23 protein-coding genes and 1 pseudogene are annotated in these 26,260 nt (G+C 57.2%); 9 read left to right on the forward strand and 15 right to left on the reverse strand.

Features of this window, described 5'->3' with window-relative positions:
* Positions 1–6: 6 nt before the first annotated feature.
* On the reverse strand, positions 7–753 hold the full coding sequence (gene argB / locus WDB70_RS12430) for an acetylglutamate kinase (RefSeq protein ID WP_406664805.1): 747 nt from the start codon (positions 751–753) through the stop codon (positions 7–9).
* A complete protein-coding gene (argC, locus tag WDB70_RS12435) occupies positions 750–1,766 on the reverse strand; it encodes an N-acetyl-gamma-glutamyl-phosphate reductase (RefSeq protein WP_406664807.1) in 1,017 nt (338 codons plus the stop codon). The genes argB and argC overlap by 4 nt, the downstream gene beginning before the upstream one ends.
* 193 nt (positions 1,767–1,959) lie before the next feature.
* Between argC and argE the strand changes: the two genes are divergently transcribed.
* From argE to ppc, 4 genes are read left to right on the forward strand one after another with little or no spacing between them, the layout of a single operon-like run.
* Positions 1,960–3,102: an acetylornithine deacetylase gene (gene argE, locus WDB70_RS12440; RefSeq protein ID WP_406664809.1), complete on the forward strand. Its 1,143-nt coding sequence runs from the start codon at positions 1,960–1,962 to the stop codon at positions 3,100–3,102.
* 36 nt (positions 3,103–3,138) lie between these two features.
* The gene (locus tag WDB70_RS12445) at positions 3,139–3,891 is read left to right on the forward strand and encodes a TerC family protein (RefSeq protein ID WP_406664812.1); all 753 of its coding nucleotides are present in this window, start codon (positions 3,139–3,141) and stop codon (positions 3,889–3,891) included.
* The gene (locus tag WDB70_RS12450; protein WP_406664814.1) at positions 3,888–4,805 is read left to right on the forward strand and encodes a 2-hydroxyacid dehydrogenase; all 918 of its coding nucleotides are present in this window, start codon (positions 3,888–3,890) and stop codon (positions 4,803–4,805) included. Before WDB70_RS12445 ends, WDB70_RS12450 begins: the two co-directional genes overlap by 4 nt.
* 10 nt (positions 4,806–4,815) lie before the next feature.
* Positions 4,816–7,428: a phosphoenolpyruvate carboxylase gene (gene ppc / locus WDB70_RS12455; protein ID WP_406664816.1), complete on the forward strand. Its 2,613-nt coding sequence runs from the start codon at positions 4,816–4,818 to the stop codon at positions 7,426–7,428.
* Between the two features lie 183 nt (positions 7,429–7,611).
* On the opposite strand, the gene WDB70_RS12460 is transcribed toward ppc, so the two are convergent.
* The 9 genes from WDB70_RS12460 to metB form a co-directional block, all read right to left on the reverse strand.
* Positions 7,612–8,049: a PAS domain-containing protein gene (locus tag WDB70_RS12460; protein WP_406664817.1), complete on the reverse strand. Its 438-nt coding sequence runs from the start codon at positions 8,047–8,049 to the stop codon at positions 7,612–7,614.
* A 3-nt stretch (positions 8,050–8,052) separates the two neighbouring features.
* Positions 8,053–9,042: a response regulator gene (locus WDB70_RS12465; RefSeq protein WP_406664819.1), complete on the reverse strand. Its 990-nt coding sequence runs from the start codon at positions 9,040–9,042 to the stop codon at positions 8,053–8,055.
* Between the two features lie 128 nt (positions 9,043–9,170).
* The gene (locus tag WDB70_RS12470) at positions 9,171–9,701 is read right to left on the reverse strand and encodes a DUF2569 domain-containing protein (RefSeq protein WP_406664820.1); all 531 of its coding nucleotides are present in this window, start codon (positions 9,699–9,701) and stop codon (positions 9,171–9,173) included.
* A gap of 185 nt (positions 9,702–9,886) precedes the next feature.
* Positions 9,887–10,225: a hypothetical protein gene (locus WDB70_RS12475; RefSeq protein WP_406664822.1), complete on the reverse strand. Its 339-nt coding sequence runs from the start codon at positions 10,223–10,225 to the stop codon at positions 9,887–9,889.
* Positions 10,226–10,238: 13 nt separating this feature from the next.
* The gene (locus tag WDB70_RS12480; protein ID WP_406664824.1) at positions 10,239–10,436 is read right to left on the reverse strand and encodes a hypothetical protein; all 198 of its coding nucleotides are present in this window, start codon (positions 10,434–10,436) and stop codon (positions 10,239–10,241) included.
* A 39-nt stretch (positions 10,437–10,475) separates the two neighbouring features.
* Positions 10,476–12,359, reverse strand: a complete 1,884-nt coding sequence (locus WDB70_RS12485; RefSeq protein WP_406664826.1) for a M61 family metallopeptidase — start codon at positions 12,357–12,359, stop codon at positions 10,476–10,478.
* A gap of 133 nt (positions 12,360–12,492) precedes the next feature.
* Positions 12,493–13,398 carry a methylenetetrahydrofolate reductase gene (gene metF / locus WDB70_RS12490; protein WP_406664828.1) on the reverse strand — a complete coding sequence of 302 codons (906 nt, stop codon included), beginning with the start codon at positions 13,396–13,398 and terminating at the stop codon, positions 12,493–12,495.
* A 90-nt stretch (positions 13,399–13,488) separates the two neighbouring features.
* A complete protein-coding gene (gene metL / locus WDB70_RS12495) occupies positions 13,489–15,690 on the reverse strand; it encodes a bifunctional aspartate kinase/homoserine dehydrogenase II (protein WP_406664831.1) in 2,202 nt (733 codons plus the stop codon).
* The gene (gene metB, locus WDB70_RS12500; RefSeq protein WP_406664833.1) at positions 15,690–16,847 is read right to left on the reverse strand and encodes a cystathionine gamma-synthase; all 1,158 of its coding nucleotides are present in this window, start codon (positions 16,845–16,847) and stop codon (positions 15,690–15,692) included. Before metB ends, metL begins: the two co-directional genes overlap by 1 nt.
* A 154-nt stretch (positions 16,848–17,001) precedes the next feature.
* Between metB and metJ the strand changes: the two genes are divergently transcribed.
* The gene (metJ, locus tag WDB70_RS12505; protein WP_406664835.1) at positions 17,002–17,322 is read left to right on the forward strand and encodes a met regulon transcriptional regulator MetJ; all 321 of its coding nucleotides are present in this window, start codon (positions 17,002–17,004) and stop codon (positions 17,320–17,322) included.
* Between the two features lie 56 nt (positions 17,323–17,378).
* Here metJ and WDB70_RS12510 read toward each other — a convergent pair.
* Positions 17,379–18,605: pseudogene (locus WDB70_RS12510) on the reverse strand (malic enzyme-like NAD(P)-binding protein); the annotation flags it as partial.
* A gap of 123 nt (positions 18,606–18,728) precedes the next feature.
* Positions 18,729–18,941: a 50S ribosomal protein L31 gene (rpmE, locus tag WDB70_RS12515; protein ID WP_406664837.1), complete on the reverse strand. Its 213-nt coding sequence runs from the start codon at positions 18,939–18,941 to the stop codon at positions 18,729–18,731.
* Positions 18,942–19,043: 102 nt separating this feature from the next.
* Between rpmE and priA the strand changes: the two genes are divergently transcribed.
* From priA to hslU, 4 genes are all read left to right on the forward strand, one after another.
* Positions 19,044–21,242 carry a primosomal protein N' gene (gene priA, locus WDB70_RS12520; RefSeq protein WP_406664839.1) on the forward strand — a complete coding sequence of 733 codons (2,199 nt, stop codon included), beginning with the start codon at positions 19,044–19,046 and terminating at the stop codon, positions 21,240–21,242.
* Positions 21,243–21,308: 66 nt separating this feature from the next.
* Positions 21,309–21,866: an SPOR domain-containing protein gene (locus WDB70_RS12525; RefSeq protein WP_406664841.1), complete on the forward strand. Its 558-nt coding sequence runs from the start codon at positions 21,309–21,311 to the stop codon at positions 21,864–21,866.
* A 97-nt stretch (positions 21,867–21,963) separates the two neighbouring features.
* Positions 21,964–22,485, forward strand: a complete 522-nt coding sequence (gene hslV, locus WDB70_RS12530) for an ATP-dependent protease subunit HslV (protein ID WP_406664843.1) — start codon at positions 21,964–21,966, stop codon at positions 22,483–22,485.
* A 3-nt stretch (positions 22,486–22,488) separates the two neighbouring features.
* Complete coding sequence (hslU, locus tag WDB70_RS12535; protein ID WP_406664845.1) at positions 22,489–23,820, forward strand: HslU--HslV peptidase ATPase subunit; 1,332 nt, start codon at positions 22,489–22,491, stop codon at positions 23,818–23,820.
* Between the two features lie 44 nt (positions 23,821–23,864).
* Here hslU and WDB70_RS12540 read toward each other — a convergent pair whose 3' ends face one another.
* The gene (locus tag WDB70_RS12540) at positions 23,865–25,580 is read right to left on the reverse strand and encodes a methyl-accepting chemotaxis protein (protein WP_406664848.1); all 1,716 of its coding nucleotides are present in this window, start codon (positions 25,578–25,580) and stop codon (positions 23,865–23,867) included.
* Positions 25,581–25,873: 293 nt separating this feature from the next.
* Complete coding sequence (gene maoP / locus WDB70_RS12545; protein WP_406664850.1) at positions 25,874–26,215, reverse strand: DUF413 domain-containing protein; 342 nt, start codon at positions 26,213–26,215, stop codon at positions 25,874–25,876.
* Between the last annotated feature and the right edge of the window lie 45 nt (positions 26,216–26,260).

The following is a 26,260-nucleotide window of genomic DNA, read 5'->3' on the forward strand; positions in this document are numbered from 1 at the left end:
AGAACCTCAGGGTGCAATCAGGGTGCCGGTGCTACCGGTGGTCAGTGAACTGGTATCACGCCAGGATGCCAGCCGTACCGCCCGCCCCAGTTGCCGGGCCGCTTCCAGCGCCGCATCCACTTTGACCACCATGCCGCCGGTGATCACACTTTGTTGCTTAAGCTGATGGATCTGTTCGCCGGATAATGACGCCAGCCGGTTACCTTTACCGTCCAACACACCGCTGACATCCGTTAGCAGTAACAGCTCGGCATCGAGCACCTGGGCGACCATGGCGGCGGCCTCATCAGCATTGATATTGAGCAGATTGCCGTCGGCATCCGCAGCAATGGAGCTGACCACCGGCATAAATCCCCCTTGCAGCAGCAGCGACAGCAAGGTCGCATTGCCACCGGTCAGGGTACCTACCGCGCCCCACTCTTCACCGGCCGGTTCAGCGCTGGCAATACCGTCCGCCAGGGCCAAGCCCACCGGCTGACCCCCGAGCGCGCGCAGACGCGCCACCAGCGTTTTGTTTACTTCGCCAGCCAGGGTTGCAACAACCAGTGGCAAGCTGGCTTCACAGGTAATGCGCTTACCATTGCGTTTTGCCGGAGTAATACCCGCCTGACGCAACACCGCATCAACGCGGTCACCACCGCCGTGCACCAACACCAATGGCTGCTCCATGGCAACCAATGCCGCTAATAGCGTTTGTAATACCGGCCCCGCATCCAGCGCGGCGCCGCCAAGTTTGACGACTAAAGGATTCATAGGGCCTCCCATCCATAGCCCGGCAGAGGCCGCAAATGAAAATCAAAGTGAAGATTGACGCACTCCAGCGCTTGACTGGCTGCACCTTTGAGCAGGTTGTCTATGGCTGACGTCACCACCACCAACTGGCGCTGCTGATCCACTGCCCAGCCGATCTGGGCATAGGGGGTGTGTGCGACGTTTTTAATCGCCGGTGCTTGCTGGCGCAGATCGCCACTGAGTTGCACCGACGGATGCTGCTGGTAGGCCTGCTGATAGCATTGGTCGACATCAGCCTGATTTAAGCCAACGGTCACCGGCACCGTAATGGTGGCCAGAATGCCCCGATCAAATGCTCCGAGATGCGGCGTAAACAACACATCGCAGCCCAGGTGTTGGGCGATCTCCGGCTGGTGCCGATGGCTCAGCACGCCATAAGGGCTGAGGCTGACTTCACAAAACTGAGTATGCGGTTTATTGCTCTTCCCGGCCCCTGACACGCCACTGACGGCATTGATCACCGGCAGGCCACTGATCACCCCGGCTTCAGCCAAGGGTTTGAGCGCCAGCAGGCTGGCCGTGGGGTAGCAACCCGGCGCGGCAATCAAGCGGCTGTTGCTAATAGCCTGGTCATTCCAGCCCACCAGGCCATAAGCCGCTTTAGCCAGCAGCTGTGAGGCCGGGTGCTCAAAACCATAAAAAGCCGGATACGCGGCGGCCGCTAGGCGAAAACCGCCGGACAAATCAACAATCAACGCCGATGAAGCCTGTAACAAGGCCGGCACCAGTTCGGCCGACGCTTGGTGCGGTGTTGCCAGCAGGATCACCTGCGCCTGCGCTGCCGCCGCCAGTATGTGTTCGGGCTCACCATCTTCAATGATTCCGGGAATGCCCAGTGGTAACGGCTGGCCGGCATTAGCCGAACCGGCAGAAGCAAAAACACGGCTCAGTTGCAGTTTGGGGTGGCTGGCAACCAGCTTGCACAATTCCTGGCCGGTATAGCCGGCACCACCGATAATGAGGGTATTTAACATGTTGTGCTCTGTGTTAACGGAATCAATTCAGGCAAGGGTTGCCCATGCTAAGGAGGACTCAGCAGCTTGATCGTCGCCATTGATACACCGCACCGGGATTGCACATTTTTATGCCTAAAACATGGTTTTTAATTCAGTTCCGGGTAGACTAGCCCCGAAAGAATTTTAATGCAACAACTTTGAGAAGTTATTCATGGATACTTTGCCCACGCTACCCCAGATGATGCAACGGCTACTGAGCTTGCCATCCGTTTCAGCCACCGATCCGGCGCTGGACACCGGCAACAAGGCGGTTATTGAGCAATTAGCGCAATGGCTAGAGTCTTTGGGGTTTGCGGTCACCTTACAACCGGTAGCTCACAACAAGTTAAACCTGTGGGCTGAAAGAGGCAGTGGCCCCGGTGGTTTGCTGCTCACCGGCCATGCTGACACTGTGCCGTTCGATGAAGGCAGGTGGAATAAAAATCCACTTTCGATGACCGAGATGGATGGCCGTTGGTACGGTCTGGGCGCCACCGACATGAAAGGTTTTTTTGCACTAGTACTGGAAGCCCTGCGGGACCTGGATCTCAGTCAGCTCAGTGCACCTCTGCGTGTTGCCGCCACCGCTGATGAAGAAACCACCATGGAAGGCGCCCGCCTATTAGCGGCGGCACGGCCATTTAGCCCGGCCTTAACCATTGTTGGCGAGCCCACCGAGCTCAAGCCTATTGGCCGCCATAAAGGCCACATCAGTGCTGCTATTCGCATTATTGGCAAAAGCGGTCATTCCTCTGATCCGGCGGCCGGTATTAATGCACTGGAGCTAATGCATCAGGTGATCGGCCGGCTGCTGGTGCTCAAAGACACCTTGGCCCAGCGCTATCAAGACCCTTTGTTTGCCGTGCCTCACCCCACCCTTAACCTGGGTCATATTCACGGCGGTGATAACGCCAACCGTATTTGTGGCTGTTGTGAACTGCATCTGGACATCCGGCCCCTGCCGGGAATGAGCCTGGATGAGCTGGAGGCCTTGCTGAGCGCTGAGCTGGCGCCGCTGCATCAGCAATACCCGGGAGCACTCACTTGGCAACACCTGCACGTGCCCTGCCCGGCCTTTGTCAGCCCGGATGGTCCCTGGCAACGCCAACTCAGCAGCCAGCTCAACAGCCCTATTGCAGCGGCCAACTATGCAACCGAGGCGCCCTTTTTTGCCGAACTGGGCGGTGAAGTACTGGTGCTGGGCCCGGGCTCAATTCGCCAAGCCCATCAGCCCGATGAATACCTTGAGCTGGCCCAGGTGCCTGCTACCGTGGCGCTACTGCGGGGCATGGTCAAGCAGCTGTGTCTCACGTAACATCAGCTACTGCTGCTTTTTATCACAGGACCCATTATGGAATGGATGGCCGATCCCAGTGCCTGGGCGGCGCTGGCCACCCTGACACTGCTGGAAATTGTACTGGGCATCGATAACATCATCTTTATTTCGGTACTGGTTGCCAGGCTGCCCGAATCGCAACGCCAGCGTGGCCGCCTGATCGGCCTGGCGCTGGCCATGGGTACGCGCATCCTGTTGTTGCTGTCACTGGCCTGGGTGATGAGCCTGACCACGCCCTGGTTCAGTATTGCCGGCATAGCCGTAACGGGCCGCGACACTATTTTGATCGTCGGTGGCTTATTTCTGATCTGGAAGAGTACGCACGAGATCCACAACAGCCTGGAAGGCGAGGAAGCCAGCGAACAGGCCCCCAAATCGGTAAAAATGGCCGCCATTTTGCTGCAAATCGCCCTGATTGATATTGTTTTCTCTCTGGATTCGGTGATCACGGCGGTGGGCCTGGCCAACCATGTGGAAGTGATGATTATCGCCATCGTCCTGTCGGTACTGGTGATGATGGTTGCCGCCAAAACCATCGGCGACTTTGTTGACCGCCACCCGACCATCAAGATGCTGGCGTTGTCGTTTCTGATCCTGGTCGGCTTCACCCTGGCGGCCGAAGGTGTTGGCCTGCACATTCCCAAAGGCTATGTGTACTTTGCCATGGCATTTTCACTGGCAGTGGAAGCGCTGAACATTCGCGCTCGCCGTCAAACCGCCAGAGCACCGGTACACCTGCGTAAACGCCCACCCGGAGATCCCGTATGAGCCTGGCCCTGATCATGCCAGACCGTAATGGCGCAGGCCTGGCCAAACGATTACAAGCGCTCGACAGCCAGCTGGACGTGCAGATCTGGCCAGCCATGACTCGCCCGCAAGATGTCCGTATGGCCGTCTGCTGGCAACCTCCTGCCGCGGCACTGGCTTCCTTACCCTCGCTGGAGCTGGTGCAAAGCCTTGGCGCTGGCGTTGACGGCCTGGTTGAGAGCATTCCTGCCGGTGTCACCCTGTGTCGTACCGTCAGCCCATCGCTGAAAAGCGATATGCGTGACTATGTACTGCTGGCTATCCTCGCTGAACAGCGCCAATGGACAGCCATGACAGCAGCCCAACGCGCCAGGCAATGGCAGCCACAACGCTACCGCCGCGGCGGTACTGTCGGCATTATGGGGCTCGGTGAACTGGGCCAGGCAGTTGCCCAAACCCTGGCGGGGCTGGGGTTTACCGTTAAAGGCTGGAGCCGCCAGCACAAAACCCTGGACGCTGTTGAGAGCTTTGCCGGCAACGAGCAGCTGCCAGCGTTTCTGGCCGGGCTTGATTATCTGGTTTGCCTGTTGCCGCTGACTGCCGACACCCATGGCTTGATGAATCACACTTTTTTCCAGCAACTGACCCAGCCGACTTATCTGATCCAGGTGGGGCGAGGGCAGCAATTGGTGGAAAGCGACTTACTCTACGCGCTTGAGCAGGGGCAACTGCGCGGCGCCTGTCTCGATGTTTTTGCCAGTGAACCACTACCAACAGACAGTACCCTGTGGCAACAGCCGGGCATAACCATTACCCCACACTGTGCCAGTATCACCAGCGGCAAGGAGCTGGCAGCGGCCATTTATAAAAACTATCAGGCCCTGCTGGCCGGCCAAGCGCCGGCTTATCCTGTCACGCTGACCCAAGGCTATTGAAGGAGGAACCATGGCTGACCAATACGGCGCACTTAAGCGCCAGGTACACATGCTTGGCGATATGCTGGGCCAGACCATTGCCCATGACCAGGGTGAAGCAATTCTCGACCGCATTGAGGCCATCCGCCAATTAGCCAAAGCCGCCCGCTTTGGTGATCGCACCCAACGCGATGCGCTCTTGGAAGTGTTGACCAGCCTGCCCGACGACGAGCTGGTTCCGGTGGCTAGAGCCTTTAACCAGTTTCTGAATCTGGCCAATATTGCCGAACAGCAGTTTGCAGTGGCCAATGGCCTGGATAGCCCGGCTGACCGTCTGGATGCCTTGCTGGCGCGGCTGGGCCCGGAGCAAAAAGCCCTGCTGCCCCAGGTACTCAGCGAGATGGATATCGAGCTGGTACTGACTGCACACCCAACAGAAGTCACCCGCCGCACCTTCATTGTCAAATACGAAGAAATCAGCCAGTGCCTGCGTGACCTGGAAAACCCCAAGCTAAGCCCCTGGCAGCAGCAGCAGCTCAACAACAAACTGCGCCAACTGATTGCCGAAGCCTGGCACACCGACGAAATTCGCCGCGAGCGGCCAACGCCGGTAGACGAAGCCAAATGGGGTTTTGCCACCGTTGAGAATGCGCTGTGGGAAGCCATACCGGAGTTCGTTCGCCAATTTAACGGCAAGCTGGCACAGCTGGATGTCAGCCTGCCCTGGGATAAAACCCCGGTACGCTTCGCTTCCTGGATGGGGGGTGACCGTGACGGCAACCCCTTTGTCACCGCCAGTGTCACCGAGCGGGTCATGCTGCTGTCCCGTTGGACCGCCGCCGACCTGTTCCTGCGTGATCTCAACCCGTTAATTTCCAGCTTGTCGATGAATCAGGCCAACGCCGAGATCAGCGCCATGGCCGGTGACAGCGCCGAGCCCTACCGGGCGGTGCTGCGTCAATTACGCCAGAAACTGCGTAATACCCTGAACTATATTGAAGCCAAGCTGGACAACCAAAGCGCCGACGACAGCGAACTGTTATGGCATGACGATGACTTCCTGAAACCGTTACTGGCCGTGCACCAAAGCCTGTGTGACAACCGCATGGAAACCATTGCCAATGGCGAACTGCTGGATATGATTATCCGCATACGCTGTTTTGGCCTGCATCTGACCCGGCTCGATATTCGCCAGGATTCTGACCGCCATGCCGAAGCGCTGGATGAAATCACCCAGTATCTGGGCCTCGGCTCCTACCTGCAGTGGGATGAGCAGCAGCGTCAGCAATTTTTGCTGAGCGAACTACAAAGTAAACGGCCGTTGCTGCCGCGCCGCTGGCAACCATCCGAAGACACCCAGGAAGTACTCGACACCTTCGCGGTAATTGCCCGCCAACCCAAGCAAGCGCTGGGGATCTACATTATTTCCATGGCCAGTACGCCATCGGATGTGCTGGCAGTGGCATTGATGTTCAAGGAAGCCGGCATGGACTGGGCAATGCCCATCGCCCCGTTGTTTGAAACCCTTGATGACCTGAACAATGCCGCCGATGTCATTTCGGCGCTGCTGGATGTGCCCTGGTACCGTGACTATGCCAACAATCACCAGGAAGTGATGATTGGCTACTCGGATTCCGCCAAGGATGCCGGCATGATCGCCGCGGCCTGGGCGCAATACCGGGCCCAGGAAGCGCTGGTACGCATTGGCCGGGAACGCGGCGTAACACTGCGCCTGTTCCATGGCCGGGGTGGCACCGTTGGCCGGGGTGGCGGCCCGGCCCAGGGGGCGATACTGTCACAGCCTCCCGGCTCCGTGGATGGCGGCCTGCGGGTAACGGAACAAGGTGAGATGATCCGCTTTAAGTTCGGCCAGCCCCCCATTGCCGTCAACAGCCTGCTGATCTATACCACCGCCGTGCTGGAAGCGCGCTTACTGCCACCACCAGAGCCCGAACCGCAATGGCGCGCACTCATGGATACACTCTCTGAAGACGCCTGCAATGCTTATCGCAGTGTGGTGCGCGGCCACCCGGACTTTGTGCCCTATTTCCGTGCCGCCACGCCGGAACAGGAGCTGGGCTACCTGCCGCTGGGCAGCCGCCCCACCAAGCGTCGCCCCAATGGCGGTGTGGAGTCTTTGCGGGCGATCCCATGGATCTTCAGCTGGACGCAAAACCGCCTGATGCTGCCGGCCTGGCTCGGTGCTGGCCAAGCCCTGAAAAACGCCATTGAGGCAGGCCAGCAAGAGCAGCTGGAAACCCTCTACCAACGCTGGCCTTTCTTTAAAGCCCGCCTGGATATGCTGGAAATGGTCTTCCTTAAAGCGGACAGTGAGCTGGCCGCTTACTATGACCAGCGACTGGTACCGGAACAGCTGTGGCCATTAGGTAAACAGCTGCGCACCCTGCTGCACCAGAGCATTCACACGCTGCTGGCGCTCTCGAAAGAAGAAAGCCTGATGGATCAGGACCCCTGGCTGCAAGAATCCATTCGCTTGCGAAATCCCTATACGGATCCGCTGAATATTCTGCAGGTAGAAACCATGCGCAGGGCCCGCAAGGGCGGCGAGATCCCCGAGCCAGTCAAACAGGCACTGATGGTGACCATGGCCGGCATTGCCGCCGGCATGCGTAACACCGGCTGAACCCCATGGTGGCTCCGCTTGCGTCGTTGCAGTGGAGCCACCATGCTTAGCGCCCGTACTGTGAAAAGGATTTCACCCGATGCCGCTATTTCCCCGGCGCAGCAAGCGCCATCAGCGTTCTGCCTCCATTGCCAGTACTTTGCTGTTTGGCGTTTTACTGTTCAGCGCTTACGCCCTGGTGCTTTACTGGTTGTCCTGAACCGCCAGGGCCATGTCCGTCATGTCGTAAATGAGTACAGCCATGTGCGTCACCTCACCGCTCAAACCGGTGATCGGAAACAAGGTCACGTTCTGATACATGAACTCAGCAGTGCCGGTAACCGGCCGGTAATTATTGAAGCGCAGCAAATAAGGGCGCTGCTGCCAGGTCATAAAGGCGCGACTTTTCAGGGTAAACACCATATCAGCCTTGCGCTGAAACCAGCTCCGGTCGATACCGTCAAAGCATTCAAACAAACTCTTTCCCCGCACCTGGCTGGGCAGCAAACCGGAATGGTTTTCCATAAAGCCATTCCAGGTCTGGATACGGTGTTCTTTATCCAGCACCATCATGCCGACATCGACATTCTGTAACAGCTCTACCAGCCAGTGAATTTCACTGATTTCCGTCAGGGTATTCATGGCTTACTCCAGCAAGTGAGCAATTTTGTAATTCAGGGTCGGCAGCGAGCTTTCACTAAGCAGCAGCAATAGATCGAACGTTAATTGGTAACCTTCCAACCCATAGCTGATCTCCACGGCCAAAATACGTTTCCAGGGCTTGGCATGGGCCAGCAGTTCACTGATGTCGCGATGCAAGCCAAGCACCGCCGGGTGCCCCTGGCAAAAGCGCACATCCAGCTGCTCAGCAAGCCCGGTCAAGCAGGCGCTGACCAGCACATTGGCAATGTCGGTCAGCAGTTCCACCTGCACCGCTTCTGTCAGCTGTCCTTCATGTTTTAGCAACCGCGCCACATCCGCCATATCGGCATCATCCAGCAACAGCAGTGCCTCGCCTGCCAGCCCCGGGCCAATAAAGCCCTGGCAAATGGCCGAAACCCGATCTGACATGGCTGATTGCAGTGCCATCTGCAACTCTGACAGCTCCAGCAAATCGACTTTCGGGATCGGTAATTTGACGAAGATCCCCAGCATTTTTGCCAGCAAGGCCCCGGCCTGGCCCATGGCCACATTGACCACTTCCTGATAGCCGTCGCGAATATCTACCGACAGGCTAAGCTGCTCACGCTCGGCCACAGTATCGCTTGGCTGATACAGCCCGGTTTTCGTCAAGGCCGCCAGCAGTTGCGTGTCGTTCAGTGGCTTTTTGATAAAGTCGACGGCGCCCAGCGCCATGACCCGCTGATGAGCCTGCTCCTGAATATCGCCGGACACCACAATCACCGGTAGCGGCTTTTCAGCCCGCTTCAGTACTTCCAGCACCTGATAGCCGTCCACGTCCGGCATGTTCAGATCCAGAAAAAGAATATCCGGGCGCTGATCGCGGATCTGCGCCAATCCCTCGCGACCATTACAGGCAAAGTGAATATCGACCTGCCAATCAGCAGGCAATGAGCACGCCATCTGCTTACGCGCCATATTCGAGTCATCACAGATGAGAACGTTGGTGGTCATGGCTGGTCCGGCAGGTTAGATACCCGAAGCCTAGAGAGGACAAAGCCAAGATGCAAAATATCTGCTGAAAGAAATACGATTTTTTCAGTCGCTTATAACTACTGGCTGCCGCCCGACAGGACGGCCGCTCAGTCTTCGGCTGCCACCAGCGGGCTGCTAACGGCTTTGCGGCCGCGTACAAAGGTCAGCGCGACCCGCTCCGACATCAACATATAGGGTATCCAGATAGCAGCCGGCAGTAATGTTGACAGCAGGTTATGCAGAGTCGATTTATCAAAGATCCCCTGGACATTAGGTAATACCAACGAAGACAACCACGCATTGACAAAAACTACCAACGGATAAGCAATGGCTAAGGCGATATATAACCGGGGGAAACGGTAGTTTTTCGTGTAGAAAAATAGCGCCTTTACCACACTGGCAATAAAGACCACTAAGTAAATAAGGAGTTGGATAACTAAGAACGTAGCAAAGTGGGGGATATAGGCTGATGATCCCGGCGTAGTCAGGGCCGCCATGGTGTCAGCAGTTAGAGAGTGATATATAGAAAATATTGCAACAGCCAGACCAAGAGGAGCGATGGTAACCCCAATTCCTACCAAAATCAGCCAGCCACTGAGCCCTTCAAGATGGGCATTATAATCATCCCTGATTGACATCTATCCTTCCCTACTACACCTAAAATCAGGCAACCTTTATAAACTAAGCACCATCAGCTGACAATTACCGCAGTCTTAGACTGCCAGTCGCTACACTGGCCGAGAAAACCCGTGCACTGCGCCAGGGCATAGCACTGGGCAGCAAACGCCTGTTGCGGCCCGGCCGCCAGAGGCTCAGCGAGTGATCATTTTACGCGGATGCGATACACCTTCGGTGCCTGTCCTTTTGCCGCCTGACACTGCACGTCCAGCTCTGCCGAATGCACACCCGCAGAAGGCTGGTAACGCACTACAAAAGCGTTACCACGGGCAAAAGCCTGCTCGCGTACCAGTGTGCTTTGACCGTAACGCTGATAAAACCATACAGCGGCTACCGGGCAAACCTGCTGCTCATTAACCTGCAGCCGCAAGAGGAGCTCTTTGCCACTTTGCTGACGGTGTAACTGGTAACCGCTGTCAATAAATGCTGGCGCCGCCTGCGCCACTGCCGGTAGCAGCAATAATGCCATTACCATTCGTTTCATGACCCAACCTCTGTTATTGCACGTCGACGTGATAGCCCTGGCGGGCCACGAGTTGCATCAGCGTATCCTGTTGCCTGGCTGTCAGGCAATGGTACGTCACCGCCATGGCGCCGCGTGCCAACACAAGCAACAGACTGGCACCTTTTAGTTCGGCCCAGGCTATGGTCTGCAAGCCGTTTTTACTGCGCCGCGCCAAGCCTACACAGAGCAAGAAAAAACCCCGCCGAAGCGGGGCTTTGTCAGACTTGCCTTAGCGCGCTTTCAACACCTGGCTAAGGTAGTCAGGCTTATCCTTGATACGCACCAGGTGCGGATACTGGAGGCCACCGTGATAATCAATATTGATGGTCAGGTAACGGTTGAAGTCTTTGACCAACAGCTCAATCGGCTGCTTGCTGGTCGTTGCTTCCTTGACCGCATCCTTCAGGGTTTCGCCACTGTATTGAGTACCATTAACGGCAATGATCGTCATGCCCGGAGCCAGGCCGGCATTAAAGGCGGGGCTGTCCCACAGGACGTCACTCAGGCTGCCGTCGTTACCGGCCATAAAGCCCAGTGAGTAAACGAAGTCGGTAGCTTTGTAACGCTGCTCAATGGCCTTGATCGCCGCTGACGCTTTGTCGTTGTAGATCAGTTTCCAGCCTTGGTCATTAAAGGACTTTGACAGGTTCACATGGCCTTTGAGACGACTGTTCAAGAAACTGCGCCAGTCGTATTTTTCAATGCCGTTGAGCGTGTCAACAACGTCGTCAAAGGTATAGGTATTGATGTTCCAGGCGCCGTTGTCCATGCCAAAGAAGGCTTTGGCAAAATCGTCCAGAGAATGCTGGTCGTGACTGAGCTGACGCAGCTTGGCATCCACCGCAAACCAGATCAGCTGGCCACCGGAATAGTAATCTTCACTCATCTGGTAGTTGCGATACGGCAGCGGTGCGCGCTGGGCGATGGTTGGATCGTTAGTGGTATCCCAGATGTTGCGCCACTGCATGCCTGGGCGACCACGGTCATAGGTAGCCGCCAATCGCGCCATCATATCCATGGACTGCTTGTGGCTCCACAAGCCGGCACGGGTCGCAAACACATACCCCCAGTACTGGGTTTGGCCTTCATAGACCCACAGGCCATGGTCACGCTTGGTCTGGTTATAAGTTGGCGTCCACAACTTGGCTGGGCGACGGTATTTACCGTCCCAGGAATGGTTAAATTCGTGCGCCAGCAAATCGCGGCCCAACCAGGATTTTTTCCAATCAGTGAAGTAGTCCTCACCGGCACTGTTTTCACTGGAGCGGTGATGCTCCAGACCAATGCCGCCGAGCTTGTCGGTTAGCGCCAACAGGAAGTCGTAGTGGTTGTAGTGGTGAGCACCATACACCTTGTACATCTGCTGGATAAGGTTGCGATGCGCCGCTAGCCCTTCTTTAGTGATGTCCAGATCCTTGGCCCGATCGGCAAAGACATTGAGCCGCACCGGAGTTTTGGCACCAGGGTTCAGGTCCACCTGCTTGTAGTACTTGCCAGCAAACATCGGCGAGTCGACCAGGTTTTCAAAATCGATCGCATTAAAGCGCACGTGGTTACTTTCCACTTGGGCACCTTCCAGCGCGGTGGCAAAGTGCCAGCCTTTGGGCAGGGTTACACTGGGCTGCACCTGGATCTGACGGCTGTAATGGCCGGCCGGGTAAAGGGCCACGGTGTTCCACTGCAAATTCAGCATTTCCGGTGTCATTACCACCCGGCCCTGTGCCGGGCTCTGCGGTGACAGGAATTTAAAGTCGACATCCAGCGTTTTGGTCCCTTCAGGCACCTCGACATGGAAGGCATAGACGTTGCCGTCATCACGCTCCCAATTCAGGGTTTTGCCATTGGCTTGGATGCTAATACCGGCCACTTTATCAATAGGGCCAGTGGGCGAATGGTGACCGGGGATCCAGGCCGGATACAGCAGCGTCAGCGGGCCGGGAGTGACGGGCAGTGTTTCATGGACACGAAAAATGCGGTGGCCCAAATCAGTGGCGTTGACATTCAGCTTGATGGTGCCCGGATAGGGCGTGTCTTTAGGCTGCGGTACTTCAGCTGCGGCAGGCAGGGCGCAAAGTGTCGCCAAAACGGCAGCACTGACAACGGCGTATTTCACGGTATTCTCCATCCGCTCAGGTAGTGATGTTCCCTGACCTTACACCGGCCCTTGCCGCCAGACCGGCGCTTTGTCTCGCCGAACCCGCAGCTGGTCGCGAAAGCAGTACAAATTTCTTATATTTAACAACAAATTAACTTGCCGCTGCGAGGCTGACCGGACGCACCCCCAACGTGTGGCAAATGGCATAGCTCTGCTCGGCCCGGTTAAGGGTGTAAAAGTGAAACTCCCGCACCCCTTCACGGCGCAGCACCCGCACCTGATCAAGGGCAATGGCAGCGCCCAGTAACGAACGGGTAGTTGGGTCATCTTCCAGGCCATCAAAACGCTGCGCCAACCAGTTGGGCACTTTCACGTTGGTCAGGCTGGCAAAGCGTTGCAGGGTCTGAAAATTACTGACCGGCAGAATACCGGGCACAATTTCAGCGTCGATACCGACACCGGCGCACCGGTCACGAAACCGCAAATAGCTTTCCACATCGAAAAAGAACTGGCTGATAGCGCGGCTGGCGCCGGCATCCAGCTTGCGTTTCAATGCCAGCAGATCGGCTTGGGCACTTTTGGCCTCCGGGTGTACTTCCGGGTAGGCCGCCACAGAAATATCAAAGTCTCCCTCCTCACGCAGAATACGCACCAAATCGGCCGCGTAGAGACGGGTGTAATGCCGCCCGGGCTGGCGATCGCCACGCAGCGCAACCACATGGCGAATACCGCTTTGCCAGTAATCGCGGGCAATGGCACGCAGCTCTGGCTCGTCGGTATCAATACAGGTCAGGTGCGGCGCCGCTGTTAAACCGGTACGTTCAGCAATGCCTTTGATGACCTTGTGCGTGCGCTGCCGCGATTCGTCACCGTGCCCGTAGGTGACCGACACAAAGCGTGGTGCCAGTGGCGCCAAGCGATCCAGTGCCGCCCATAGCTGCTGTTCCGCCTGAGCCGAGCCCGGAGGGAAAAACTCAAAAGACACCTCGATATCGGCTGGCAGTTCACTGACCGACTGGTTCAGTAATTCCAGATGCTGGGCATGAGACAGGGACATGAGCTCTCCAATTGGCCACTTTTACGCTTAGACGTCCAAAACAGTATTGGACGTTTAGACGGCCAAATCAACCCCGTGTAGAAAAAATACTCACGCCAGCGTGTTCAGCAGCTGCAATACATCCGACTGAATACCGGCTGCCGTTACTTGCGGGCCGGCTCCAGGGCCTCGAATAATCAACGGGTTGTCTTGATAGAAGTGGCTTTGAATCGCAAAAATGTTGTCGCCCGGAGTCAGGTTGGCAAAGGGATGATCCGCCGCCAAGGCCTGCAAACCAACGCGGGCATCCAGATGTGGCCCCTGCCGCCGCAGTTGTGCCACATAGCGCAGTACCTTGCCGTCGGCTTGGGCAGCTTGCAGTGCCTGTTGCAGGGGGCCATCTAAGGCCTCCAGGCGGGCCAAGCTCGCCTCCCTGTCCAGCCCTTGCAGCGCCGCGGGCACCAGGTTGTCGATGCTGATCTGACCCAGCTCCAGGCGCCAACCGGCTTCGCGAGCCAGGATCAGTAACTTGCGGGCAGCATCTTGCCCGTTCAGGTCATCACGGGGATCCGGTTCGGTAAAACCCTTGGCGTGGGCCTCTCGTACCAAGGCCGAAAATGGCCGGGTGCCATCAAAATGCTGAAACAACCAGCACAGGGTGCCGGAAAACACCCCGCTGAGCTGCTCTAACTGATCGCCACAGCCCAGCAGATCGGCAATTGCGGCCTGCACCGGCAACCCGGCTCCTACGGTAGTGTTATAACGCCAGTGGCGGCCACTTTGCTGCAAGCTCAGCTGGAGCCGATCATACTGCTGCTGTGGCGCTGCCCCAGCCTGCTTGTTGGCACTCACCAAATGGGCTCCTGCCGCCAGCAGTGCAGGATACTGGCTCGCAACCTCTGCTGACGCGGTCAGATCCAATATCATCAGGTGCGCAAAAGGGGCCTGCTGGCAAGCTAACAGCAAATCATTCGCGCGCCGTGGCGCTGCGGCCCTGGCGAAGCTGTCTTGCCAGTGTGCCGGGTCAATACCGTTGCCGTCGAACAACTGCTGGCGGCTATTGAGCAAACCATAGAGGCGCAACCGGCTGTTGAGCTGGGGTGCAAACCCGTCCAACCAGCGCCGGCCGATGGTGCCCAACCCCAAGACCACCACGCCTACTGCAAATAATCGATCATGCAACTGCGCCAATGCCGCCGCTGACGGTAATTGCCGCACCAGAGCCAGCAACGACAGCCCACCCTCACCACTACTTTGCTGTAACAAGGTGCCTGTGGCAGCAGTGGCTGCCAGAGCCTGCCCGGCAGGGCTTTGCCAGCTAAGGTCATTACCGACCAACGCCAACAATGCCACCTGCTCTGGTTTGGCCCCGGCCGGCTCCGGCAAATACAGTATCTGGCCACCGTTCTCCGTGGCATAGGCTTGCTGGCGTTGCTCGGGAGTGGCTTGCGGCAGGTAACAGCGATAGACCGGTTGGCGCCAGGTCAAACTGGCCAGCGGCTGGCTGCCATGGCGGGCAGCAATGCAGGTGCCGTTTTGCTCCGGGCTGAAGGTGCTGCGCACGCGCAAACTCTGGCGACTGAGATCCAGGGGCGCCAGCGTCCTTGGGTGTAGTACCGGCGAGCCCAGGCGGGCCAGTTCGGTAGCCACGTTGCCAGACAACTGGCGCAAGGCATAAGCGCCACTCAGCTGCCGTGGATCGGCGGTATAAATGCCTGCAACATCTGTCCAGATGGTCACGGTGGCGGCATCCACATAACGGGCCAGCAAGGTGGCCGTGTAATCCGAGCCGTTACGCCCCAGCGTACGCGTTTGCCCCTGTGCATCAGCGCCAATGAAACCGGTCACCACCGTCAGCCGCTCATCCAAAAGGGCCTGCAGCCGCCCGGCACTTTCATCCACAGGGCAACCGTCGGCAATCACAAGAAATTGCCGGGCATCAAGGCAACACGCACCCAGCAGCGCTGCCAGTAAACGGGCTGACCATAACTCGCCAAAAGCCAGCAACCAGTCACGGTTATCAATGCCACGGGCCAATGCCTGGCTAATGGTGTCAGCATCTGCCGCCAAGGCGGCGGCCAGAGCTGCAGCCTGATCCACATCCGGCAATAAGGTCAGCAGTTGTTGTTGCTGTTGCAGCAGCACAGGCAGGGTCGCCGGTGTCAGGGCCAGCAGGGCATCGGTGGTGTCACCGGCGGCAGAGACCACCACCAGATCGCCGTCCTGGCAATACTGGCGCACCAGTGTGGCCACCTGCTGGTAGCAGGCGGCGTTAGCCAGGCTGGAGCCGCCAAACTTGTGGATGTGCCGCATCACCCCTCCCGTAGCGCTGACCAGGCTTGTGTCAGATCCGCAATCAGGTCGGCACTGTCTTCAATACCAACAGAAAAACGCAGCAGCCCTTCATGAATACCGGCCGCCGCACGGGCTTCGGTGCTCATCGCGGCATGCGTCATGGTGGCCGGTACCGCCACCAGGCTTTCGACGCCACCGAGCGATTCCGCCAATGAGAACAACTGCAGTCGTGCCACAAAAGCCGCCAGGGCGTTAATGTCAGCGTTAAATTCGACACTGAACATGGCGCCGAAGCTCTGTTGCTGACGCTTGGCCAGAGCATGGCCAGGGTGGCCAGGTAAGCCGGGGTAGTGAATCACTTTCACTTCCGGCTGCGCGGCCAGCCAGTTCACCAGTTGCCTGGCATTGTCTTCATGAACCCGATAGCGAGCCGCCAGGGTACGCAGGCCACGCAGGGTCAGGTAACTGTCAAAAGGCGCGCCGGTAATGCCGATGCAATTGGCCCACCAGGCCAGTTGCTCACCCAGCGCCGGATCTTTGGCCACCAGCGCGCCGCCCACCACATCCGAATGGCCATTGAGGTACTTGGTAGTCGAGTGCAACACCAGATCAGCTCCCAAAGCCAGCGGTTGCTGACCAATGGGAGACAAAAAGGTGTTGTCTACCAGCACCTTGGCCCCCACCGCATGGGCCTGCTGGCAAATATCGGCAATATCGACCACCCGCAGTAAGGGGTTAGAGGGGGTTTCCAGCCATACCAGTTGCGGCTGCTGTGCCAGCGCTTGTGCCAGCGCCTGGTGGTCACTCTGATCAATGCTCAACAGCGTAAAGGCGCCCTTGCTGGCCAGTGCATTAAAAAGCCGCCAGGAACCCCCATAACAATCGTGTGGCACCACCAGGGTATCGCCAGGGCTCAACAGCTGTAGTGCCAACGTTACCGCCCCCATGCCTGTTGCTGTAATGACGCCTCTGGCTCCCCCTTCCAGCTGTGCAATGGCCTCGGCCAGCAAGTCACGGGTGGGGTTGGCAGAGCGGCTGTAGTCATATCGGGCCGGCGTATGAATATCGTGAAAGCGGTAATTACTGGACAAATACAGCGGCGGCACCACGGCATTGAACTGATGGTCGGTATCAATACCGGTGCGAACGGCAGTAGTACTCTGGCGAAAACCCATGCCCTGACCCTTTTAGAAACAGTACGAGCTCACAGGTTAGCCGCTTGAACTTTTAGACGTCAAGACATTTAGCCATCCAAATGTAGAGTGAATTGACTGTAAACCCCAAGCGGTTACAATTTCTGCCACTCTAGCTAAGGTTAAAGGCACCCTCATGGCGCAGTGGAACGGGGACTACATCAGCCCCTACGCAGAACACGGTAAGAAAAGCGAACAGGTGAAAAAGATCACTGTTTCCATCCCTTTGAAAGTATTAAAGATTCTTACTGATGAGCGGACTCGCCGACAGGTTAATAACCTGCGCCATGCCACTAACTCAGAACTGCTGTGCGAAGCGTTTTTACATGCTTTCACCGGCCAGCCCCTGCCTGGGGATGATGATCTGCGCAAAGATCGCCCGGACGATATTCCGGAAAGTGCGAAAAAAGTGATGAAAGAGTTGGGGCTGGATATCCCCGATCTGTACGAAGAATAAAAAAACGCCGCACTTAGCGGCGTTTTTTCATGGTGCAGCTGTTACTGCATGTAATTGTCCGGTAGCGGGATCTGCGCCACGCCACTGTCAACAGCCGCTTGCGCCACAGCCTTGGCGACATTGGCCAGTAACCGCGGGTCCATCGGTTTAGGGATGATGTACTCACGGCCAAAGTTCAACTGCCCCACTCCAGCAGCATCCAGTACCTGCTGTGGCACCGGCTCCTTGGCTAACTGGCGAATGGCCTCTACGGCTGCCACCTTCATCTCGTCGTTGATGGCTCTTGCCCGCACATCCAGAGCGCCCCGGAAAATAAAGGGAAAGCACAGTACATTGTTTACCTGATTAGGGTAGTCGGAACGGCCTGTGGCCATGATCAGATCGTCACGGGTCTGGTGCGCCAGCTCCGGTTTGATTTCCGGGTCGGGGTTAGAACAGGCAAACACCACTGGCCGTGGCGCCATCAGTTTCAGTGCCTCCGGCGGCAGCACGTCCGGGCCGGATACCCCAACAAAAATATCCGCATCCTTGATCACATCTTCCAGAGTGCGCTTGTCGGTGTTGTTGGCAAACAACTGCTTGTAGGGATTGAGGTCATCGCGGCGGGTGTGAATAACCCCTTTGCGATCCAGCATGTAAATATTTTCGCGCTGAGCCCCGCAGGTGATCAGCAGCTCCATGCAGGCAATGGCAGCAGCACCGGCGCCCATACAGACCACTTTCGCGCTGGCCAGCGACTTTTCCTGAATTTCCAAGGCGTTCAGCAGGCCAGCTGCGGTGACAATGGCGGTACCGTGCTGATCATCGTGAAATACCGGAACGGCGCAGCGGTCAATCAGCGCTTGCTCAATCTCGAAACATTCCGGCGCCTTGATATCTTCCAGGTTAATGCCACCAAAGGTATCGGCGATGGCCGCCACCGTATTGATGAACTCATCGGTGTTGCGGTGTTTGACTTCAATATCAATGGCATCAAGGCCAGCAAAACGCTTGAACAACAAGGCTTTGCCTTCCATGACTGGCTTCGAAGCCAGCGGCCCCAAATTACCCAGGCCCAGGATAGCGGTGCCGTTGGAGATCACCGCCACCAGATTGCCCTTGCCGGTGTATTGGTAAGCGCAGTCCGGATTGGCAGCAATCTCGCGCACCGGCTCCGCCACCCCCGGGGAATAGGCTAGAGCCAGATCGCGCACGGTATCGGCAGGTTTGGTCAGGCAAATACCGATTTTGCCTGGGCTTGGCTGGGCATGGTAGGCCAGCGCCTGTTCTCGTAAATCAGACATGGGTATGCAACTCTGTAGGGCTTTTTTGATTATGCCGGCAGTGTCGCACGGTCTGACGCTCAGCAATATCCGACCACCAAAAAAGGCGCCCTGAGGCGCCTTTTTTCACGTTGGTTAACGAGCTTATTTCTTGCTCATCATACCGAAACGCTTGTTGAACTTGTCTACACGGCCGCCGGTAGTCACTTCTTTCTGCTTACCGGTGTAGAAAGGGTGGCAGGCGCCGCACACGTCCAGGTTAATGTCTTTACCCAGCGTGGATTTGGTTTTGATCACATTACCGCAGGTGCAGGTGGCAGTGATTTCTACGTAGTTCGGGTGGATACCGTCTTTCATGGGATAACCTCATCAGGCCGCGTCGCCATCTGGTCTTGTGCCAGACACCACGCGTTTGTGTTAACGTTCTGGAATTAGAAGGCGCGCATCATACCGGATCTTTTGCTCAATAATCAATCCCAGCACCGCATCATCCGCGTGTTTTTAGCCACGCCCCTGAGACGCGGTTTTGACTATCTGCTGCCTGCTGCTCTTGACGCTGTCGTCGGGGCGCGGGTATGGGTGCCCTTTGGCCGCGGCAGGCGGTTAGGCATTGTTGGCGCCGTTGATGTCGCTCCGGCAGTGCCGGTCGCACAGCTTAAAACGGTGGAGAGTGTGCTCGATAGCGAGCCGGTATTACCGGCCGCATTGACCCGGCTAGTACGCTGGGCAGCCGATTATTATCTGCACAGCGCCGGCGATGCCTGGCAACAAGCCCTGCCCGTATTGTTGCGCCAGGGTGCCACTGTTGGCGGCCAGGACACCCTCTGGCAACTGAGCCCTGAAGGGCAGGCCCTGAACCCGGCCAGCTTTAAAAATGCCGCCAAGCAGCGCCTGGCCTGGCAAACCCTGAAGCAAGGCCCGCTCAGCGACGCCGCCATCAGCCAGCAAGACTTCGAGCGCAGCCAGCTCCGGGCGCTTAGCGCCAAGGGCCTGGTTGAACAGGTGCAAGCAACGCCTCATTTCACTCCCTTCTGGCAACAGCCACTCACTGTTAACAGTGGCCCCCGGCTCAACCCGCAACAGGCTGTGGCGGTCAGTGCCATTCAGCAAGCGGCTGGTTTTCGCGCCTTTTTGCTGGACGGCGTAACCGGTTCCGGCAAAACCGAGGTCTACCTGTCGGCAATGGCGCAGGTGCTAAAAGCCGGGCGGCAAGTGCTGGTACTGGTACCGGAGATTGGCCTGACACCACAAACGCTGCGCCGCTTTCAGCGCCGTTTTGACGTTCCGATGGCCTTGCTGCATTCGGCCCTGACCGACAACGAACGCCTGGCGGTTTGGCGCCGTGCCCGCGCCGGCGAGCTGGCCATTATCATCGGCACCCGCAGCGCCGTCTTCACCCCCCTGGCCCGGCCAGGGATGATCGTCGTTGATGAAGAACACGACGCCTCCTTTAAACAACAGGAAGGTTTTCGCTACCACGGCCGCGATTTGGCCGTGGTGCGGGCACAACTGGAACAGCTGCCCATTGTGCTGGGTTCTGCAACCCCGGCACTGGAAAGCCTGGCCAATGCCCGCAACGGCAAATACCAGTTACTCAACCTCGACAGCCGCGCCGGCCAGGCCAGGCCGGTGAAATTTGAGCTGATTGATATTAAAGACCAGCCTTTGCAAGCCGGTATTGCGCCATCAGTATTGGCGGTGATGGGCCAGCATCTGGCGCGCGGCGAACAAGTACTGGTATTTCTTAACCGCCGCGGTTACGCGCCAACGCTGCTGTGCCATGAATGTGGCTGGATCGCTGATTGCCAACGCTGCAGCCGCTACCCAACCGTGCACAAAGGCCGGCAACGGCTGATCTGCCATCACTGCGGCAGTGACCGCCCCTTGCCACGGCAATGTCAGCAATGTGGCTCCAGCCAGCTGGTAGGAGTTGGCCTCGGTACCGAACAATTAGAAGCAGCCCTGGCCGAGCAATTTCCGGAACACCCGCTGATCCGTATTGATCGCGACGCCACCCGCCGTAAAGGCAGCCTGGAGGCAGCGCTGGACGGCGTACGCCAGGGGCAGTACCGCTTGCTGGTCGGCACACAGATGCTGGCCAAAGGCCACCACTTTCCCGACGTTACCCTGGTGGTACTGCTGGATGTGGATGGAGCCTTGTATTCAGCGGACTTTCGCGCCGCCGAGCGGCTGGCACAACTGGTCGTGCAAGTGGCCGGCCGCGCTGGCCGGGCTGACAAACCAGGGCGGCTGCTGATGCAAACCCACCACCCGGAGCACCCGCTGCTCAGCCAGTTACTGACCAACGGCTACGGAGCTTTTGCCGACGATGCACTGGGAGAACGCCAACAGGCACTGTTACCGCCCTTTACCGCCCAAGCCTTGCTACGTGCCGACAGCCTGAAAGCGGAACACGCCAGTGGCTTCTTGCAGCAAGCGGCCGAACTGCTGCAAGGCTGCGCACCCGATAACGGCTGGGTACTGGGGCCGCTGCCGGCACCGATGGAACGGCGGGCCGGCAAGTACCGCTTCCAGCTCTGGCTGCAACACCCAGAGAAAAAGGCGCTGCGCCAGTGGCTGGTAAAAGTGCTGCCGCAACTCGAAGGTGAACGGCGAGCCAACTGGAGCCTGGATCTGGACCCTATGGACAGCGCTTGATTTTAGCGCCGCCGTTGGCCAGCATAGACCGACTCAAACAGGCACCCTGTCAGGCAACCGCTTCTCATGGCCAGAAAAGATTACGTACGCAGTTCTGCCCCTAAACGTCGCCCCGGCGCCCGCCAAAAGAAAGCGCCCGAGCGCAAAGTGCCCTGGCTGGCATTGGTGGTGCTGGTGGTTGCCGTGGTTGCCTTTGGTGCCTTTTTGGTCAACCTGGCCAAACGCCCTGATGCTCCACAGGCACCAGCAGAAAAGCCTGTGACCACCGACACCACACCAGCCCCCGCCGCCGCGAAAACCAAAGAGCAGTTGCCGACACCGCCCAAGGAGCAGTGGCGTTACGTCGATGCCCTGAAAAATAAAGAAGTCCAAGTCGAAGTACCGCCGCGGCCGAAAAGCACCACCTTGTATCAAATGCAGTGTGGCTCCTTTAAAGAACAGCACCAGGCTGAAGAACAAAAAGCCAAGCTGGCCTTTGTCGGGCTGGAAGCCAAAGTACTCAAGACCGGAGACTGGTATCGGGTGGTATTGGGCCCTTACAAAGGCAAACGTGCCGCCCAGAATGACAGCCACAAAGCCGAAAAAGGCGGTATTCCCGGCTGCGCTATCTGGACCTGGCGCTAACGGCCCACATTACCGGGGTTGAAAAGCCCCGCTAGCATCCCCATCTCCTCGGTTACGCTAGCTGGTGCAATAGCGCCAAAGATACTCAGGAGAGCCCATGACCACGATCGTTTCTGTACGCCGCGACGGCCAGGTCGCCCTTGGGGGTGACGGCCAGGTTTCCCTTGGCAACACGGTCATGAAGGGCAATGCCCGCAAGGTGCATCGTCTTCATAACGGTAAAGTACTGGCCGGTTTTGCCGGTGGTACAGCCGACGCCTTCACCCTGCTTGAACGTTTTGAATCCAAGCTGCAGGCTCACCAGGGCAACCTGGAGCGGGCAGCGGTCGCGCTGGCCAAAGACTGGCGCACTGATCGTGCCTTACGCCGCCTGGAAGCCATGTTGGCAGTGGCCGACAAAGAACGCTCTTTTATCATTACCGGTAACGGTGATGTGGTGCAGCCCGAACAGGATCTGATCGCCATTGGCTCCGGTGGCAACTATGCTCAGGCAGCAGCGAAAGCGCTGCTTAACAATACCGAGCTAAGCGCGGCGGAGATTGTTGAAAAAAGCCTGACCATCGCCGGTGAGATCTGTGTCTTCACCAACACCAACCAAACTATCGAAGTGCTGGAGTAAAGCATGTCGTCCATGACCCCCCGTGAAATCGTCCACGAGCTGGACCGGCACATCATCGGCCAGGCCAGTGCTAAGCGCGCCGTGGCCATCGCCCTGCGTAACCGCTGGCGGCGTATGCAGCTGGAAGAGACGCTACGCCAGGAAGTGACCCCGAAAAACATTCTGATGATTGGCCCGACCGGTGTCGGTAAAACCGAAATTGCCCGCCGCCTGGCTCGGCTGGCCAATGCGCCTTTTATCAAGGTCGAAGCGACCAAGTTCACGGAAGTGGGCTATGTCGGTAAGGAAGTGGAGCAGATCATCCGTGATCTCGCCGATGTGGCGATGAAGATGACCCGCGAACAGGAAATGAAAAAAGTCCGTACCCGCGCCGAAGAAGCGGCCGAGGAGCGGATCCTCGATGCCCTGTTACCACCGGCTCGCACCAACTGGGGTGAGAGTGAAGCACCAGCCACTGAATCCAATACCCGTCAGGTATTTCGCAAGAAACTGCGCGAAGGCCAACTGGACGATAAAGAAATCGATATCGACCTGGCAGCACCGCAGATGGAAATGCAGATCATGGCCCCTCCGGGCATGGAAGAAATGACTAATCAGCTGCAGTCCATGTTCCAGAACATGGGTGGCCAGACCAAGCAAAGCAAGAAGGTCAAGGTCAAGGACGCCATGAAGCTGGCCATCGAAGAAGAAGCCGCCAAGCTGCTCAACCCCGAAGAGGTCAAGGAAAAAGCCCTGGCTGCCGTCGAAAACAACGGCATTGTCTTTCTCGACGAGATAGACAAAATCTGTAAGCGCGGTGACACCAGCGGCCCGGACGTCTCCCGCGAGGGGGTGCAGCGTGACCTGCTGCCACTGGTCGAAGGGTGCACCGTCAACACCAAGCACGGCATGGTCAAAACCGACCACATTCTGTTTATTGCCTCCGGCGCTTTTCAAATGGCCAAGCCGTCTGATCTGGTACCGGAGCTACAGGGCCGGCTGCCGATCCGTGTGGAACTGGACGCCCTTACCGTTGAGGACTTCGTTCGCATCCTGACCGAGCCTCGGGCTAGCCTGACCGAACAATACCGTGCCTTGATGGCTACCGAAGGGGTTACGGTAGAGTTCACCGAAGACGGTATTCACAAGCTGGCGGAAGCCGCCTGGCAGGTCAACGAAACCACCGAAAACATCGGTGCTCGCCGCCTGCACACGGTGATAGAACGGTTGATGGAAGATGTCAGCTATGAGGCCTCTGATCACGACGGGCAAACCATCGTCATCGATGCTGACTACGTGCAATCTCACCTGGGCAGCCTGGTAGAGGATGAAGATCTGTCACGCTTTATTCTCTAAGCTCGCCAACGCAGAGCAAAAAGGCCACCGTTTGGTGGCCTTTTTTACAGCTTGAACTGGCCTATCATCTGCGCCAGCTCGTCGGCCTGGCCGGCAACATTGACGGATGTTTCGGCATTGCCGTGCGACGCCTGGGCAGTCTGCTCGGCGACATCGCGGATCACCACAATATTACGGCTGACTTCACCAGCCACCTGATTTTGCTCTTCCACCGCTGTCGCCACCTGGGTGGTCATATCAAAGATCTGGGCGATATCGTCCGTGATTTGTGCCAGCAGCTCACCGGCCCGGTTGGCCTGCGCGGCACTTTCCAGGCCTTCATTACGGCAGCCATCCATCAGTTGCACTATGGCTTCGGTTTTTTGCTGCAGGCCGCGAATAATCTCGGCGATTTCTTCAGTAGAGGTCTGGGTACGCATGGCCAGGGTACGTACTTCATCGGCCACAACGGCAAAGCCCCGGCCCTGTTCACCGGCCCGGGCCGCTTCAATGGCCGCATTGAGGGCCAGTAAGTTGGTCTGCTCGGCAATACCGCGGATCACGTCCAGTACCGAACCAATAGTCCCCGAGCTTTGTTCCAACTCACCGACCACTTCGGCAGAACGTTCCAGCTGTGTTGCCAACCGCTCGATACCTTCGATGGTGTCATGTACCTGGCTACTGCCCAGTTCAGCGTTGGCACTACTCTGGCGGGCTTTGCTGGCGGCCGCTTCGGTATTACGGGCAATTTCTTCAATGGTGCTGCCCATTTCTGTTACGGCGGTAGCCACCTGATCGGTTTCCGCCAGCTGCTGGCGCATCCCGGTAGACGTCTGTTCGGCATTACTGGACAGTTCAGTGGTAGCCTGCGCCAGGCAATCCACCGCCTGTTTACTTTGGCTAAGCAAGGCCCGCACGTTGTCGACCATGGTGTTGAAGTGGCGGCCCAACTCGGTCAGCTCATCTTTACCGCTCAGCGTGACTTTCACGGTCAGATCACGCTGCTCGGCAATGTGGCGGATCACGCCGATGGTGTTACGCAGGCTGCGGCTGAGTTGCCGGCTGATCATGAAGGTTACAGAGCCAACCAACAGGGCTATCAGCAAAACCAGGGCCACCAGCAGTAGCATGTGCGTCGACTCGGCACTGTCAATGCTGTCATCCAGTTGCTGGTCAATACTGTCAAACATCGACTCGGTACTTTGTACCTGCTGTTCAACCTTTGCCGTCAAGCCGCTTTGTTGATCAAAACCAAGCTCTTTTTGGGCACTGACCAGCGTCTCAAAAGCGTCATGGTACTGGTTCAGCTGGCTTGCCGCCGCTTTATCCAGCTTGCTGGCCAGAGTTTGGTAGTGGTCATTAAAAAGTGCCAGTACATCTTGCTGATGTTCCAGCACATAGTCACTGCCATCACGCTGTAACTGCAGGAAATCACTGACAGTCTCGGCCGTCGCGGTTTTACGTAAAGTCAGCTCTGTCTGCGCCGCAGCGGCCACCAGCTGGCCACGTAAACCCTGATGTTTATTAAGCCCCACGGTCCGAGTCTGCGTAACCAGCGACTGAAACAAGCTGTTGTACTGCCCCATGGCTGTATCCAGGCGATGCAGGGCGCTGGTGTCTATATGGTATTGGCTCAGGCGCTTTTCTAACCCTTTGAGGCGACTTTTAAAGGCCTGTTGCTGAGTAGCGAAGTCGGTGGCGCTGGCCATTTTGTGGGTAAGCAGGAAGTCTTTCTGATAGCGCCGCATCATTAGCATTTGCTTGGCAAGGTCTGCGTTCATGGCCTTCGCACCGTTCAGCTCAGCCATGTTATGCCAAGACCAAAACACTGCAGCCAAAACCAACAGTAGTGAAAGCACTACCGCTATCGACACGCCGTATAGTTTTTGCCTAATAGTCACTGATTACCGCTCCTTGGAAGGAACAACTGATCAAATCCAAGCCAGAAGAGTACAGGTAATTAAATGATGAGTAAATTAAGTATAAATTAATGATGTCAAGAAAGTATGTTATGCAATCGTTGTAAATTCAGAATTAATAACAAAAAAAGCGCCCTTAGGCGCTTTTTCGATAATTAGTCGTCACTATCTGTATCAGGCGGCTCATAGTCCGCCGTATTTTTGTTCGGCACATCACAGATAGTATAGATATGGCGCCGTTGGGTAATACGGTTCAGGTATTTGAGCCAAACCTTTTCTTCTACGCTGGTGGCCGCTTGCTCACCCCGTAGTACCTGCACAAAGCGTTGTTCAACAGCACTCATGGGCTCACGCTGGCCGGTGGCTAACTCATGCATGACCATGCCTTGCTCAGTGAGCACTTTCGCTTCAGTAATGGTGAAATCACCGCTGCGTTGAAAACCGCGCGGGAAATTCAGATCATCAAAAAACTTCTTGTCAGAGATAAAGCTGTTCATTACACCTTCCTCATTGCACTGACAAACGGCACTATGCTTACGCGG

The sequence above is a fragment of the Gallaecimonas aegicerasi genome, assembly GCF_045291545.1.
GTDB lineage: Bacteria > Pseudomonadota > Gammaproteobacteria > Enterobacterales > Gallaecimonadaceae > Gallaecimonas.

Excerpts from the sequence above, each read along its gene's own strand:
- argB (WP_406664805.1), bottom strand. The coding sequence starts at position 753 with ATGAATCCTTTAGTCGTCAAACTTGGCGGCGCCGCGCTGGATGCGGGG.
- WDB70_RS12475 (WP_406664822.1), bottom strand. The coding sequence starts at position 10,225 with ATGAAACGAATGGTAATGGCATTATTGCTGCTACCGGCAGTGGCGCAG.
- metF (WP_406664828.1), bottom strand. The coding sequence starts at position 13,398 with ATGTCCCTGTCTCATGCCCAGCATCTGGAATTACTGAACCAGTCGGTC.
- WDB70_RS12470 (WP_406664820.1), bottom strand. The coding sequence starts at position 9,701 with ATGTCAATCAGGGATGATTATAATGCCCATCTTGAAGGGCTCAGTGGC.
- WDB70_RS12460 (WP_406664817.1), bottom strand. The coding sequence starts at position 8,049 with ATGAATACCCTGACGGAAATCAGTGAAATTCACTGGCTGGTAGAGCTG.
- hslU (WP_406664845.1), top strand. The coding sequence starts at position 22,489 with ATGTCGTCCATGACCCCCCGTGAAATCGTCCACGAGCTGGACCGGCAC.
- argE (WP_406664809.1), top strand. The coding sequence starts at position 1,960 with ATGGATACTTTGCCCACGCTACCCCAGATGATGCAACGGCTACTGAGC.
- metL (WP_406664831.1), bottom strand. The coding sequence starts at position 15,690 with ATGCGGCACATCCACAAGTTTGGCGGCTCCAGCCTGGCTAACGCCGCC.
- metB (WP_406664833.1), bottom strand. The coding sequence starts at position 16,847 with ATGGGTTTTCGCCAGAGTACTACTGCCGTTCGCACCGGTATTGATACC.
- ppc (WP_406664816.1), top strand. The coding sequence starts at position 4,816 with ATGGCTGACCAATACGGCGCACTTAAGCGCCAGGTACACATGCTTGGC.
- metJ (WP_406664835.1), top strand. The coding sequence starts at position 17,002 with ATGGCGCAGTGGAACGGGGACTACATCAGCCCCTACGCAGAACACGGT.
- WDB70_RS12540 (WP_406664848.1), bottom strand. The coding sequence starts at position 25,580 with ATGAACGCAGACCTTGCCAAGCAAATGCTAATGATGCGGCGCTATCAG.
- maoP (WP_406664850.1), bottom strand. The coding sequence starts at position 26,215 with ATGAACAGCTTTATCTCTGACAAGAAGTTTTTTGATGATCTGAATTTC.
- argC (WP_406664807.1), bottom strand. The coding sequence starts at position 1,766 with ATGTTAAATACCCTCATTATCGGTGGTGCCGGCTATACCGGCCAGGAA.
- hslV (WP_406664843.1), top strand. The coding sequence starts at position 21,964 with ATGACCACGATCGTTTCTGTACGCCGCGACGGCCAGGTCGCCCTTGGG.
- rpmE (WP_406664837.1), bottom strand. The coding sequence starts at position 18,941 with ATGAAAGACGGTATCCACCCGAACTACGTAGAAATCACTGCCACCTGC.
- WDB70_RS12450 (WP_406664814.1), top strand. The coding sequence starts at position 3,888 with ATGAGCCTGGCCCTGATCATGCCAGACCGTAATGGCGCAGGCCTGGCC.
- WDB70_RS12465 (WP_406664819.1), bottom strand. The coding sequence starts at position 9,042 with ATGACCACCAACGTTCTCATCTGTGATGACTCGAATATGGCGCGTAAG.
- WDB70_RS12525 (WP_406664841.1), top strand. The coding sequence starts at position 21,309 with ATGGCCAGAAAAGATTACGTACGCAGTTCTGCCCCTAAACGTCGCCCC.
- WDB70_RS12445 (WP_406664812.1), top strand. The coding sequence starts at position 3,139 with ATGGAATGGATGGCCGATCCCAGTGCCTGGGCGGCGCTGGCCACCCTG.